Source organism: Brevibacillus sp. SIMBA_040, from assembly GCF_046535075.1.
Taxonomy (GTDB): domain Bacteria; phylum Bacillota; class Bacilli; order Brevibacillales; family Brevibacillaceae; genus Brevibacillus.
Window position 1 is genome coordinate 305,297 of sequence record NZ_JAWRXI010000003.1, and the last position, 14,337, is coordinate 319,633.

Annotated in this window: 13 protein-coding genes and 2 riboswitches; of the genes, 12 read left to right on the top strand and 1 reads right to left on the bottom strand. The window is 49.8% G+C overall.

The window, feature by feature from the left end; translation table 11 throughout:
- Positions 1–3 precede the first annotated feature (3 nt).
- A complete protein-coding gene (locus SB752_RS07105; protein WP_410714985.1) occupies positions 4–1,812 on the top strand; it encodes a response regulator in 1,809 nt (602 codons plus the stop codon).
- Between the two features lie 60 nt (positions 1,813–1,872).
- Here the strand turns inward: SB752_RS07105 and SB752_RS07110 are convergent, their stop codons facing one another.
- The gene (locus SB752_RS07110) at positions 1,873–2,820 is read right to left on the bottom strand and encodes a helix-turn-helix transcriptional regulator (protein ID WP_410714986.1); all 948 of its coding nucleotides are present in this window, start codon (positions 2,818–2,820) and stop codon (positions 1,873–1,875) included.
- Positions 2,821–2,932: 112 nt separating this feature from the next.
- Between SB752_RS07110 and SB752_RS07115 the strand changes: the two genes are divergently transcribed.
- The 11 genes from SB752_RS07115 (at position 2,933) to lipA (ending at position 14,320) form a co-directional block, all read left to right on the top strand.
- Positions 2,933–3,757: an alpha/beta fold hydrolase gene (locus SB752_RS07115; protein WP_410714987.1), complete on the top strand. Its 825-nt coding sequence runs from the start codon at positions 2,933–2,935 to the stop codon at positions 3,755–3,757.
- 166 nt (positions 3,758–3,923) lie between these two features.
- Positions 3,924–4,029, top strand: a riboswitch (glycine riboswitch).
- Between the two features lie 170 nt (positions 4,030–4,199).
- The gene (locus tag SB752_RS07120) at positions 4,200–4,538 is read left to right on the top strand and encodes an iron-sulfur cluster biosynthesis family protein (RefSeq protein WP_410714988.1); all 339 of its coding nucleotides are present in this window, start codon (positions 4,200–4,202) and stop codon (positions 4,536–4,538) included.
- A 44-nt stretch (positions 4,539–4,582) separates the two neighbouring features.
- The gene (gene lpdA, locus SB752_RS07125) at positions 4,583–5,998 is read left to right on the top strand and encodes a dihydrolipoyl dehydrogenase (protein ID WP_410714989.1); all 1,416 of its coding nucleotides are present in this window, start codon (positions 4,583–4,585) and stop codon (positions 5,996–5,998) included.
- 50 nt (positions 5,999–6,048) lie between these two features.
- Positions 6,049–6,152, top strand: a riboswitch (glycine riboswitch).
- Positions 6,153–6,356: 204 nt separating this feature from the next.
- Positions 6,357–7,607 (top strand): serine hydroxymethyltransferase, encoded by a 1,251-nt coding sequence (gene glyA, locus SB752_RS07130; RefSeq protein WP_410714990.1) that lies wholly within the window; start codon positions 6,357–6,359, stop codon positions 7,605–7,607.
- A gap of 15 nt (positions 7,608–7,622) precedes the next feature.
- Positions 7,623–8,141 carry a serine dehydratase beta chain gene (locus tag SB752_RS07135; RefSeq protein ID WP_410714991.1) on the top strand — a complete coding sequence of 173 codons (519 nt, stop codon included), beginning with the start codon at positions 7,623–7,625 and terminating at the stop codon, positions 8,139–8,141.
- Complete coding sequence (gene sdaAA, locus SB752_RS07140) at positions 8,142–9,014, top strand: L-serine ammonia-lyase, iron-sulfur-dependent, subunit alpha (RefSeq protein WP_410714992.1); 873 nt, start codon at positions 8,142–8,144, stop codon at positions 9,012–9,014.
- Positions 9,015–9,036: 22 nt separating this feature from the next.
- Positions 9,037–10,146, top strand: coding sequence for a glycine cleavage system aminomethyltransferase GcvT (gene gcvT, locus SB752_RS07145; protein WP_410714993.1), 1,110 nt, complete (start codon positions 9,037–9,039; stop codon positions 10,144–10,146).
- A 57-nt stretch (positions 10,147–10,203) separates the two neighbouring features.
- Complete coding sequence (gene gcvH / locus SB752_RS07150) at positions 10,204–10,593, top strand: glycine cleavage system protein GcvH (protein WP_410714994.1); 390 nt, start codon at positions 10,204–10,206, stop codon at positions 10,591–10,593.
- Between the two features lie 47 nt (positions 10,594–10,640).
- Positions 10,641–11,948 carry an aminomethyl-transferring glycine dehydrogenase subunit GcvPA gene (gene gcvPA / locus SB752_RS07155; RefSeq protein WP_410715139.1) on the top strand — a complete coding sequence of 436 codons (1,308 nt, stop codon included), beginning with the start codon at positions 10,641–10,643 and terminating at the stop codon, positions 11,946–11,948.
- Positions 11,941–13,461: an aminomethyl-transferring glycine dehydrogenase subunit GcvPB gene (gene gcvPB / locus SB752_RS07160; RefSeq protein WP_410714995.1), complete on the top strand. Its 1,521-nt coding sequence runs from the start codon at positions 11,941–11,943 to the stop codon at positions 13,459–13,461. The genes gcvPA and gcvPB overlap by 8 nt, the downstream gene beginning before the upstream one ends.
- On the top strand, positions 13,442–14,320 hold the full coding sequence (lipA, locus tag SB752_RS07165) for a lipoyl synthase (RefSeq protein ID WP_410714996.1): 879 nt from the start codon (positions 13,442–13,444) through the stop codon (positions 14,318–14,320). Before gcvPB ends, lipA begins: the two co-directional genes overlap by 20 nt.
- Positions 14,321–14,337: the final 17 nt, after the last annotated feature.

Consider the following 14,337-nt stretch of genomic DNA (forward strand, 5'->3'; position numbering starts at 1 on the left):
GGCTTGCTCGATATCGTAAAGCAATGGATCTGGTATGACTGGATCATGTTTTTTATACGTCTGATCAGTTGCTTCTCAATTACCTTTACGACTGTACAATTGGAAGAGCATCTCACACTCTCCCTTTGGATTGTTGTGTTTTGGCAAATCATTGCTTTTTCCGTCCCGTGGATTTGTTTAATGCTGAGCTACAGATACTACCTGGTCGCAGAAATGCTTTTGTTTGGCGGCGTTTGTCTGTATCTGACGTCCTTGTTTCCGGAGGCTTATCTTACTCTTTTGATGCCAGCTTTTATGATTGCTGCCAACAGTGCGGAGAAATCGTATCGCTGGTCGGCTCCGATTACGATTGTTCTTCTTCCCATGCTGATTGTGCTTTTTTCACACGGGATTGACGTGATAAAGATTTTTTCACAAGTCGGACTTGCTTATGTGATGGGGTTTGCCTTTCATTTGCTCATCGTCAATCACCGCCAAAATGAAATTATTCGCAAGCAAAACAGTGTGCTGGAGCAGTACCTCACGCAAATGGAGAGAGTGACGCTGCTGGAGGAGAGGAACCGGCTGTCCAAGGACCTGCATGACACGATGGGGCATTCGTATACCTCGATTATCATGGGATTGGAAACCTTGCGCCCGGATGTGGCGTCGCAGGAAGGGGAGCACAAGCTCGATTCCCTCTTGCAGCTCGCTCGAAGAAGCATGGAGGAAGTGCGAGGGTACTTGCATCAGATGGAGTCACCACAAGAGACGCTTCCCTTGGTCCATACGCTGAGGCAGGTTGCGGAAGAATTTCAGACACATGCAAAGGTAAATGTACGTTTTCGTGCAATCGGAGAAGAGTATCTGGTCGGGAAGCAAGTGAAAATGACCTTGTTTCGCTGCTTGCAGGAATCTTTGACGAACGCGGTACGCCACGGTCAAGCAACGGACATCGTCGTTTCTTTGCATTTTGAGCCGCAACAGACGAGGCTGGAAGTACAGGATAACGGTTACGGGGTGGAAAACTGGAAGGATGGCTTCGGGATCACCGCGATGAAAGAGAGGGCCGCTCATTTGCAAGGAAGAGTATCCGTATACTCAGAGCGGGGAGAAGGAACGCTCGTTACTTGTTTTGTGCCGAGGCTGGTAGAGAGCGCCGATGAAATCATTCGTTTGTTTATTGTGGATGACCACTCGTTCATTCGGGAAAGCTTGCGCACCATACTCGAGGGACAACGGGATTTGCAGGTAGTCGGGATGGCAGAGGATGGGGCGCAAGCTCTGGAGCTGTGTGAGGAGCTGGAACCAGACCTCGTGCTGATGGACCTCGAGATGCCGAATATAGACGGAATCACTGCGACAAAACGGATGAAGGAAAAATGGCCAAATATTCGTGTCCTCGTCCTGTCTACGTTTCAGGATACCGAAAAAGCCAAGGAAATCATGCGCAGTGGCGCAGACGGCTATCTGTTGAAATCGATTGAATCACGTGAGCTTGCGGAAACGATTCGCCTCGTCCATCGCGGCGGTACGATGATTGCACAGGACCTGTTTCATAAAATGCTGGATGCACAGGTTGCAAACGAACAGGGAAATTTGCTCGTTGCACCGAAAATAAGCGAAAAAGACGAGAATTTTTATGGGTTAACGAAGCGGGAGCTGGAAATTTTACAGTTGCTTTCCCAAGGCATGCGGTATAAAACAATCGCGTCAAAGCTGTATTTGTCTGACGGGACCGTACGTAACTATGCGTCAGCTCTGTATGACAAGCTCGGTGTGCGGAACCGGGATGATGCGATACAAAAAGCGCAAAAGGAAGGACTGCTGTAACGTGTAATGTGTATAAGCCAGGGAGAGTTGTCCCTGGCTTTTTGCTTTTTTACTAACTGTTCAAGTAAATGAATAGTGAGACGAGAGCTCAGTTAAATAGCTTTTCATGCAGTTCAAAAGCTCTGGCGGGTGCTTCACGGTCACGTCTTTTCCGACACTGATGAAGAACTTGGCAAAATACAACAGGTCTCGCTTCGCTATGCTGCCTTCCAGCAAGCCGGTCCCATCTTTTCGAAAATGGAGCAGGGTTACAAGACCTGGTTCAGCCTCGCATGCCTGTACCCCCGCTTTAGTCAGCTCTGCCACAAGTGAAATTTGCTCCTGCTCCTCTACCTGATTGCTGGCGCTATTGCCCAGATGCATATTCCATAGATCCCTCGGCTTTGTGTTAGATGCAACAGCAGAATGGATGCGATCACAGCGAAATACGCGAATATCATCGCTTTGGAAGCAAAAAGCGCGGCAGTACCACAGGCCATTTCTCGTATAGATGCCAATCGGTTGTATGTTTCGATTAGCCCGTTTATCCTTTGATTCGTAATCGATGAGGATGACATTTTGCTGGATCGCAGCGTCGAGGAGGATGGATAAATAGGGTGAGCTGGCTTGTCTGGTCGGTGTAATGAAATCAACACGGTTTCTCATTTGTTCGATCCGTTCGCGGACGTCCTGTGGCATGAACTGATAAAACTTTTTCAATGCGGAAGAAGCTTCTGCTGCAAAAGGCAACGAGGAATAGTGGCGCAGGGCATGAATCGCAAAAAAGATGGCAACGGCTTCTTCTTCAGTGAAAGCGATCGGCGGCAAGATTCTTTCCTTGAGAACCTGATAGCCACCATGAGGACCGACTTCCGAATAAAGGGGCACGCCGAGCTCGCTCAGCTCCTGCAAATCTCGCAGGATCGTTCGCGTGGATACGCCAAACTCCTGAGCAAGCTCCTTGACGGTGAATTTCCGTTTGCGATTGACGGTCAGCATGAGTTCCAGCAGTCTCTTGGATTTTGGCATGGATTTTACTGTACTCCCATTTTAATTATGACATGATCTGTCACTATTGTCTGATAGAGTGAAGAGGAAAGCAAGCCACACACGATACAGAAGAAAAAAAGGAGGAAATAACATGTCTCATCCCACAGACAATCATTTGGCGACAAGAAAATATTTTCAATCTGGTGATATCAAGCTATCCTACCTCGACTATGGGGGAGAGAGTCCAAATGTACTGCTTCTGCTGCACGGACATATGAATGATGCACGCACTTTTTCCGCATTTGCCGAGGCATTTCAAAAAGATTGGCGAGTAATTGGTTTGGATCAACGGGGCCATGGCTGGAGTGAGCATCCGCCACAAAAGGACTACACAAGAGAGAGCTACGTCAATGACATTCTAAGCTTGGTTCGTACAGAGCTTGGCGGGCGACCTGTGACGATCGTGGGACATTCCTTGGGCGGAGTCAACGCATACCAGTTTGCTGCACGCTACCCTGAATTGGTCAAAGCCGTTATTGTGGAGGACGTCGGTGCAGACATTTCAGTGGATATTTCTTTCGTGGAGCTGCTCCCCGAGCGTTCTGCTTCGCTAAAAGAATTGAGGGAATCTCTTGAACGTGTAGGTGTGCGAGCCATCGATTATTTTTCTGAGAGTGTATTTGAGGATGAAAAAGGGTGGGGGTTTCGTACAGATTTAAAAGGAATGAATATCTCTCAGAAAAACATTAATGGCAGCTGGTGGGAAGACTGGCTTTCCTCTACATGTCCAATCATGCTGATTCATGGTAAAAAAAGCTTTGTACTAGACGCAAAGCAAGCAGAGCTGATGGTATCGCGTAGACCAAACACAAAGCTGGAGACTTTTGAACAATGCGGTCACGGGGTTCATTCAGATGATCCTGACGGTTTTTATCAGGTAGTAAAAGCGTTTCTGGATGAGCAGGCAGCAGAATAATTATACCTTAGCGAATGTTGGGGAGAAGGGGGAGCAAGCCACTCTTTTCCCTTCTTATGTTCTGCTATTTTATAATGCCTGAATAATATTTTTTTTCAGAATTGACACGGATAAGATGGATGTGATTTACTTAATGAAAAGTTATCCATCAATTGAATAGCGGCGGATGATGATTGTAGGAGAGACTAAACAAACAGGTTTAGCACCGAAGGAGCAAGTCCCATAAAACCCTTGGGATCAATCTCTCAGGTACCAGATACTACAATTGGACGCACCTCTGGAGAGCGCTTGAAAAAGCCACCCAAGGGGAATACTTCGGGCTAGTTGGACGAAGTTAAACTCTCAGGTAAAAAGGACAGAGGAAAGGTAGAGTATCGTCACTCTATCTTTCTCCTGTCCTTTTTTGGTGTTCGTAAAAAAGGTTTAAGCGGAGGATGGCGCGATGGGAAAGGAGGCAGGGAACAAGAACATGGAGCTTACGGTGAAGGACGCTGCTCGCAGTGAACTCAGCAAGCTTAGCTTTCCACAGGACACTGCTCTGCGGATTGACGTAGTGATGTCGGGAGATTGTGGATGTGCTTTTTCCGTCCAGCTAGCGGTTGACGAATTGAGAAAAAACGATACGCTGGTCTACCAGAACAGGATTCCGTTCTGCATCGATCTTTTGACGAAGCGCAATTTGGGCGACGTATTGACGCTAGACTTTGATCCAGATCAGGGCTTTGCGCTGTCGAGTCCAGAGGAATTGTTTTCGGATCGGCTGCGCATTCGCACAAGCTGATCATACAAAGCGCATAAATAGAGAGAAATAAGTGGGGGAAAACCATGGCAGAGAACGGAGTAGTGGAGCAGCTTGATGTCCTGGTCATTGGCTCTGGTCCAGGGGGATATGTCGCAGCGATTCGAGCTGCTCAATTAGGTAAGCAAGTAGCGATTGTGGAAAAAGAAGCGGTGGTTGGCGGTGTTTGTTTGAACAAAGGCTGCATTCCTTCCAAGGCACTCATTTCGGTAGCACATCAGTACGAAGCGACAACGCATTCCCAGGAGATCGGATTGCAGGTAGCGGGAGTCAGCGTCGACTTTGCCAAAGTGCAGGAATGGAAGCAAAGTGTGATCGATAAATTAACAGGTGGCGTCAAGTCGCTGCTCAAAGGAAACAAGGTCCAGCGAATCCAGGGCGAAGCGAGGCTCGTGGGCGACGATCTGGTACAGGTGATAAACGGAGAAGAAACGAGTCTTTACCGCTTTGCACATTGTATCCTCGCTACTGGCTCCAGACCGATTGAGCTAAAAGCTTTCCCGTATGAGGGACGGATTCTTTCTTCTACGGAAGCGCTTACGCTCACGGAAATTCCGAAAAGCCTGGTTGTGATCGGTGGAGGCTATATCGGAATCGAGCTGGGACAGACGTATGCCAAGCTCGGTGCCAAAGTAACGATTCTCGAGGGATCGGACTCGATTTTGCCTGGGTTTGAGAAAGAAATGTCCCGCTTCGTAGGACGAAAGCTAAAGAAGCTGGGCGTAGAGGTGCATACGGGAGCGATCGCCAAAGAAGCGCAGCAAACAGCAGCTGAGGCCACGATTACGTATGAAGTGAAAGGTGAGCTGCATCAGGTATCATCAGAATATTTGCTGATTACAGTAGGCAGACGCCCGAACATCGATCAGCTCGGACTTGAAACGGTAAATATGAAATTGACTGAGCGTGGTTTCATCCAGGTAGATCAGCAGTGCAAAACGAGCGTGCCCAACATTTATGCGATTGGCGATATCGTAGAAGGTCTGGCCTTGGCGCATAAGGCATCCTACGAAGGCAAAATCGCCGCAGAAGTCATTGCTGGCCTGGACAGCTCCGTCAGCTATAAAACGATACCTGCTGTCGTCTTCTCAGATCCGGAGATCGCAAGTGTCGGTCTGAATGAGACGGAAGCCAAAAACCAGGGCTATACGGTTTCGATTGGGAAATTCCCGTATGCTGCAAACGGGCGGGCACTTTCCCTGAATGCGGGAGACGGATTTGTGAAAATCATCGGAGACAGCGAAACAGGTGCAATCCTGGGAGGACAAATCGTTGGACCAGAAGCATCCAACCTGATCGGAGAAATTGGTCTGGCGATTGAAAAAGGGCACAAGCTGCAAGACATTGCTCATACGATCCATGCGCATCCAAGCTTGGGCGAGATCATCATGGAGGCAGCAGAAGGAGCACTTGGGCAAGGGATTCACCAGCTGAGCCGATAGATAGTCTGAGCAGTTGCTTTTGGCAAGAATGACAAAATTTCATATGGCGGATGATGATTGTAGGAGAGACCAGATGCTTTGACTGGCACCGAAGGAGCAAGTCCCAAAAATCCTTGGGATTAATCTCTCAGGTAAAGAGTACTACAATTGGACGCACCTCTGGAGAGCGCTTGAAAAAGCCACCCAAGGGGAACGCTTCGACAACAGCCTGCTGTTATGCACACAGGAACGAGCGCCGAAGCTAAACTCTCAGGTAAAAAGGACAGAGGAAAGGTAGATTACACGTTAATCTATCTTTCCTTCGTCCTTTTTTGTATTCCAAAAACACGAGGAAAGGTAGCAAATAGGAGGAGCGTTCATGAGTTTGCAGGATCGTGACTTTGAAATTTTTTCGGCCATTGAAAATGAAAACAAGCGGCAGCATCGGACGCTGGAGCTGATCGCATCGGAAAACTTTGTCAGCGAAGAAGTCATGCAAGCGATGGGCTCAGTACTGACCAATAAATACGCAGAGGGCTACCCGGGCAAACGTTACTACGGTGGCTGCGAGCATGTAGATGTGGTTGAGCAGCTCGCGATTGATCGCATCTGCGCCTTGTTCGGTGCCAAGTACGCGAATGTTCAGCCTCACTCTGGCGCACAAGCCAATACAGCGGTCTTTTTCTCTCTGCTTCAGCCGGGCGACACGATCATGGGCATGAATCTTTCTCATGGTGGGCACTTGACCCACGGAAGTCCGGTTAGCCTGTCGGGGAAATGGTTCAACGTAGTGGCTTACGGTGTGAGAGAAGACAATCATCTGATCGATTACGACGAGGTAGAAGCGACAGCACTTCGCGAGCGCCCGAAGCTGATCATTGCCGGAGCAAGCGCCTATCCCCGCCAGATTGATTTCGCCAAATTCAAAGAAATCGCGGACAAAATCGGAGCCAAGTTCATGGTGGACATGGCACATATCGCAGGTCTCGTAGCAGCTGGGTTGCATCCATCTCCTGTTCCCTATGCGGATGTGGTGACGAGCACGACGCACAAAACATTGCGTGGTCCACGCGGCGGCATCATTCTGACCAACGACGAGGAAATTTTCAAAGGAATCAACAAGGCGATTTTCCCTGGGATTCAGGGCGGTCCGTTGATGCATGTGATCGCAGCAAAAGCAGTTTCCTTTAAAGAGGCACTGCAGCCGAGCTTTAAAACCTACGCAGAAAATGTTGTCAAAAATGCTTCCACATTGGCTGCTACCTTGCTCCAAGAAGGCGCGACATTGGTGTCTGGCGGAACAGATAATCATCTCGTGCTTTTGGATGTACGCCCATGGGGATTAACAGGTAAGGAAGCGGAGGCTCTATTGGAGGAAGCAGGCATCACTGTTAACAAAAATACGATTCCGTACGAAACAGCCAGTCCTTTTGTGACGAGCGGTGTACGTATCGGTACAGCGGCGGTTACCACTCGCGGCATGAGAGAGCAGGAAATGCAAGTGATTGGACGCGCAATCGCTACCGTATTGAAGGCAAAAGGCAACGCTGCTGTCAGCGAGCAGGTACGTGAGCGAATCGGCAAGCTTTGCGAGGCGTATCCCTTGTATGAAAAGATCGCAGTCCAGTAGGTAGGAGGCACAACCATGGTATACAATAGCTGCTTTGATATTATCGGTCCGATCATGGTAGGTCCGTCCAGCTCTCATACAGCGGGAGTGGTATGGATCGGAAAGTTTGTTTATGACTTTCTCGGAGGAGAACCGGAAGCAGTACAAATCATTTTCTACGATTCATTCTCGGAGACCTACAAAGGGCACGGAACGGATAAAGCAGTCATTGGCGGCTTGCTCGGTATGGACACCGATGACAAGCGAATCAGGGATGCCATCGAGATCGCATCAGTGCGCAACGTAGCATTTACCTTCGCATGTGAAGGGGAGTGCCCTTATTACGATCATCCCAATACCGTTCTCATCACCGCGCGAAAAGAAAATGTGTCGGTAGTCATCGGCGGAGTCTCACTCGGGGGCGGAATCTCTAAAATCTTTCATATCAATGGGTGCGCCGTTGATATCCCATTGAATGCTGATTATGACCTGACTGAGATCAGGGTGCTGTATGAGGAGAAACCACGCTGTGCGGCGTACGTAGGGGGATTGTAAATGAACTTCACATCAATGGTCGAGCTGCAAGAGGTTTGCGAAAGCAGCAATAGGAGCATTGCCGAGGCGATGCTTGCCCGCGAAAGCAGCAAGTCGGGACAGACCGAACAGGAAATCAGCGAAAAAATGAAGCTGCGCCTAGTCAGAATGAAGGAAGCGATCGATCAGGGAGTCATAGACCAAAGCCTTGCTCCGAGCGGCATTTCTGGTGGAGATGCGTACAAGATGGAGCGCTATCTGGAAAAAGGCGAGCAGCTCACGGGCAATATTGTCGCTGATGCGATGAAATTCGCTTTTGCCACGTCCGAAATGAACGCGCGGATGGGGATTATCGTAGCGACGCCAACAGCTGGCTCTGCTGGAATTTTGCCAGGCTGCCTGTTCTCTCTCCATGAAAACCAGAAGTTTACGTTTGCGCATCTGGTCATGGGATTGTTTACGGCGAGCGCAATCGGATATGTGATTGCCAACCGTTCCTTTATCTCAGGTGCAGCGGGAGGCTGTCAGGCAGAGGTAGGCTCCGCTACTGCTATGGCTGCCGCAGCCATCGTGGAGCTCAAGCAAGGGACACCTCGTCAAGCGATCAATGCTGCAGCGATTGCACTCAAATCCATGCTGGGTCTGGTGTGTGATCCGGTAGCAGGGCTTGTTGAGGTGCCATGCATCAAGCGAAACGTCATCGGATCGTCCATCGCATTCTCCGCAGCGGATATTGCACTGGCGGGAATTGAAAGCCAGGTGCCATGCGATGAAGTGATCGGCGCGATGTATGACATTGGCAGAAACATGCCGCGGGCACTGCGGGAGACAGCACTTGGCGGTCTTGCCGTAACGCCGACGGGAGCAGCAATTAAAGAGCGCATCATGAAATAAATGACTGGGGGAGAAAACCAGGATGGAAGCATTAAAAAGAACGCCTTTGTTCCCGCTCTATGCCAACTATGGAGCCAAGGTCATTGATTTTGGCGGATGGGAGCTGCCTGTTCAATTTAGCAGCATTATCGAAGAGCATCATGCCGTGCGGACGTTGGCTGGCTTGTTCGATGTATCCCACATGGGCGAAGTGACGATAGAAGGGCCAGACGCAACCACGTGTGTCCAATATTTGATTACGAATGACATTTCGAAGCTGCAGATCAATCAGGCGGTGTACGCTGCGCTCTGCTACCCGAACGGCGGCATCGTAGATGATTTGCTCGTCTACAAGCAGGGAGAGCAGAAGTATCTTCTCGTCATCAACGCATCCAACATCGACAAGGACGTGGACTGGATTTTATCTCATGCCATCGGCGATGTGACCATCGAAAATGTTAGCAGCAAAACAGCGCAGCTGGCACTGCAAGGTCCAATCGCAGAAAAAGTGCTGCAACGCATGACCAAAGCAGACCTGTCCGAGATTGCCTACTTTACCTTCAAGGACGATGTCGAGGTGGCTGGCATCAAAACGTTGGTGTCACGCACCGGCTACACCGGAGAAGACGGCTTTGAGCTGTATCTGGATGCAGCGGATGCTCCTGCCCTGTGGGAAAAGATTCTTGAAGAAGGCAAAGTAGATGGTGTTGTTCCGTGTGGATTAGGAGCGAGAGACACGCTGCGCTTTGAGGCGAGGCTACCTTTGTACGGACAAGAGCTTGGCCCTGACATCAGCCCACTCGAAGCGGGCATCGGCTTTGCTGTCAAGCTGCAAAAGGAAGCAGACTTTATTGGCAAGAAAGCACTCCAAAAGCAAAAGGAAGAGGGCGTTTCTCGTAAGCTTGTCGGAATCGAGCTGATCGGACGCGGAATCCCGCGCACCGGCTACCCGGTCTATGCGGCAGATGCTGCGGAAACAGACGAAGCGATTGGCTACGTCACCTCGGGAACGCAATCTCCGACCCTGAAGAGAAATCTAGGTCTGGCTCTGATCAAAGCAGATTACGCGGCGATTGGAACAGCACTCACCGTCGAAATTCGCGGCAAGCGAATCGAAGCTGTTACCGTGAAAGCCCCATTTTATAAACGATAAAGGAAGCTTGGCACATACAGATCAACCACTAGCAGATACATTGGAGGAGAACAAATCATGAGTAAAGTAGTAGAGAACTGGTTGTACAGCAAGGAACACGAGTGGGTAGAGGTATTGGGAGAAAATCGCGTGCGCGTAGGGATTACAGATTTTGCCCAAAACCAGTTAGGTGACCTCGTTTTCGTAGAAATCCCGCAAGTAGGCGTTGAAGTAACCGCAGACGAAACGATGGGAACGGTTGAATCGGTAAAAGCGGTATCTGATCTGTTTTCTCCAGTAAGTGGAAAAGTCGTGGAAGTAAACGGAGAGCTCGAGGACAGTCCTGAGGTTATCAACTCTGATGCATACGGCCAAGGCTGGATGATCGTAATTGAGCTTTCCAATCCAGATGAGCTGTCCGGGCTGCTTACTGCAGGGCAATACGCGGCATTCGTTGAGGAGGAATAAAGGTGAATTATCGCTATCTGCCTACGACGCCAGAAGACAAAGCTGAAATGCTCTCCTTTCTTGGAATCGAGAGCGTCGAAGAGCTTTTTGCGGATATTCCTGAAAGCGTGCGTTTCAAAGGAAGCTTGCAAATCCCTGCAGCTTTATCAGAACCGGATACTGTTCGGCATTTCACCAAGCTAGCGAGAAAGAACGTAGACGCTAGTGAGTATGCCTACTTTCTCGGAGCAGGCATCTACGATCATTACATTCCGAGCACGGTCAACCATGTGATTTCGCGCTCCGAGTTTTATACAGCTTATACACCGTACCAGCCGGAGATCAGCCAGGGAGAGCTGCAAGCGATTTTTGAGTTCCAGACGATGATTTGCGAGCTGTCTGGAATGGAGGTAGCCAACTCCTCGATGTATGACGGAGCAACTGCTTTTGCCGAGGCAGCAAATCTGGCAGTTGGCGGAGCATCCGGGAAGAACGTGGTTGTATCCAAAGCCGTTCATCCGGAAGCACGCGAGATTCTGCATGTCAATGCAAAAGGTCAGGGCTATGAGGTCATTGAGGTGGACTGCAAAGGCGGCGTGACTGATCTCGCAGCTCTGGAGAGTGCGGTAGGCGAGAATACAGCAGCGGTAATGGTTCAATACCCGAACTTCTTCGGTGCGGTTGAGGATTTGGTCTCGATCGAAAAGATTGTCCATAAACAAAAAGGTTTGTTTGTCGTCAGCTCCAATCCATTGGCACTGGGCGTTCTTCAGCCACCGGGAGCGTATAACGCAGATATCGTCGTGGGCGAAGTGCAGCCTTTGGGTATTCAAATGCAGCTTGGCGGACCATCTTGCGGATATTTCGCTGTGAGAGAAAAGCTGATGCGCAAAATTCCAGGACGAATCGTAGGACAAACGACAGACCAGGAAGGCAAAAGAGGCTTCGTTCTCACCCTGCAAGCGCGTGAGCAGCATATCCGCCGTGAAAAAGCGACGTCCAATATTTGCTCCAACCAAGCATTAAATGCACTCGCTGCCTCTGTCGCTATGTCTGCATTGGGCAAAACGGGCGTACAGGAAATGGCGCGGTTGAACGTACAAAAAACACAGTATGCGATTCGTGAAATCGCCAAGCTAGCCGACTACAGCTTGGTACATCACAATCCTGTATTCAATGAATTCGTTGTAAAGGCTCCAAAATCTGTAGCAGAAGTAAACCGCGAGCTGCTCAAGCGCAAAATCGTCGGTGGATACGATCTGGGACGCGACTATCCTGAACTAGAGGGCCATATGCTGCTGGCTGTGACAGAAGCGCGTACAAAAGAAGAAATTGATGCACTTGTCCAAGGATTGGAGGAAATCGGGCGTGGGTAACAACAAGGAGAAAGAACTTATTTTTGAAATGAGCAAAAAAGGTCGCGTGGCTTACAGCTTGTCTGAATGTGATGTTCCAGAGGTTGCGCTCGATTCTGTTTTCCCGGCCGAGTACCTGCGTCAAACGCCGGCAGAGCTGCCCGAGGTATCCGAGCTGGACCTGATGCGTCACTATACGGAGCTGTCCAATCGCAACATCGGAATCGACACTACCTTTTATCCGCTCGGCTCTTGCACGATGAAATACAATCCGAAAATCAACGAAGATGTGGCGCGCTATGCTGGCTTCGCCAAAATTCATCCATACCAAGCAGAAGATACGCTGCAAGGTGCCCTACAGGTGCTTTATGATTTGCAGACCGAGCTATGTGAAATTACCGGCATGGACGAAGTGAGCCTGCAGCCTGCGGCAGGTGCCCAAGGTGAGTGGACCGCACTGATGATGATTCGTGCGTATCATGAAAGCCGTGGCGAGAAACGGACACAGGTTATCGTACCGGATACGGCGCATGGAACCAACCCGGCAAGTGTAGCTGTAGCTGGACTGGAAACCGTCACAATTTCTTCAGACGAACAAGGCAATGTCAACCTCGATGAGCTGCGCAAGGCTGTCGGTCCAAACACAGCCGCTCTCATGCTGACGAATCCAAGCACGCTTGGTCTGTTTGAAGAAAATATCGTAGAAATTGCCAAAATCGTTCACGAAGCAGGCGGAATGCTCTACTACGATGGAGCGAATACAAATGCGATCCTGGGGATTACACGTCCGGGAGACATGGGCTTTGACGTGGTTCACTTGAACATGCATAAAACGTTCACGGGACCTCATGGCGGCGGCGGTCCTGGTGCGGGTCCGATTGGCTGCAAAAAAGAACTGGTACCTTTTTTGCCTCGTCCAAAAGTAGTAAAGGATGGCGAGATGTATCGCCTGGACTACGATATTCCGCAATCCATCGGACGTGTAAAGGCTTATTACGGCAACTTTGGCATCTTGCTGCGTACGTTTGTCTATATCCGTGCGAATGGTCCAGTAGGATTGCGTCGTGTATCGGAAGAGGCGGTGCTCAATGCCAACTACATGATGCGCAAGCTGGCACCGTACTACGATCTCGCGTATGACCGCGTCTGCAAGCATGAATTTGTCTTGTCTGGTCGTCGTCAAAAGAAACTCGGTGTGCGCACGCTCGATATTGCCAAGCGTTTGCTCGATTTCGGCTATCATCCGCCAACCATTTATTTCCCGCTCATTGTCGATGAATGCATGATGATCGAGCCGACAGAGACAGAGTCCAAAGAGACCATGGATAAATTTATTGACGTGTTGATTGAGATTGCCAGGGAAGTAGAGGAAAATCCTGCGATTGTTCAGGAAGCTCCTCATACTACAGTCGTCTCCCGTCTGGATGAAGTAACCGCAGCACGAAAACCGATCCTGCGTTATCGTAAGACTCTTCAAGAACAAGCTGCGCTTCAAGAGGAGGGGAGCAAAGTAAATGAGGGTGTCAACGTCTGAGCGCAAGCCTGATTGGTTAAAAATAAAGCTAAACACAAACGACCAGATGAAAGAGCTAAAAGCGATCATGCGTGGCAGTGAGCTGCACACCGTTTGCGAAGAGGCAAAGTGCCCCAATATTTATGAGTGCTGGAGCAATCGAACAGCGACGTTTATGATTCTCGGGAGCATTTGCACACGGGCCTGCCGCTTTTGTGCCGTAAATACGGGCCTGCCTACCGAGCTGGACAGAGAAGAGCCGGAAAAGGTAGCCAAGGCGACTGCCCAAATGGGATTAAAGCATGTGGTCGTAACCTCCGTGGCTCGTGATGACTTGCAGGATGGCGGAGCCGCGATTTTTGCGGAAACGATTCGTGCCATTCGTACGCGTAATCCAATCACCGGGGTTGAAGTGCTGATCCCCGACTTTAACGGCTCTGAGGAATCGCTTGCGGTCGTATTGGCAGCGAAGCCGGATATTTTGAATCACAATATTGAGACGGTAGAACGCTTGTCCGATCGTGTGCGGGCGAGGGCAAAGTATCAGCGCTCGTTGACACTCTTGCAAAATGCCAAGCAGCTTCGCGAAGGGCAAATGACCAAGTCGAGCATCATGCTGGGACTTGGCGAGACGATGGAAGAAATCGTCCAAACCATGGGAGACTTGCGGGCGGTGGAGTGCAATATCCTCACTGTTGGGCAGTATTTGCAGCCAACCAAAAAGCATCTGCCTGTCATCAAATATTACACACCAGAAGAGTTCCGCGAGATAAAAGAAATCGGCCACGAGATGGGCTTTGATCACGTAGAGTCAGGCCCTCTTGTCCGCAGCTCTTATCACGCTCACGAGCAGGTTGAGAAAGCAATCATGGCCAAGTAAATCAAAAATCATTGCGA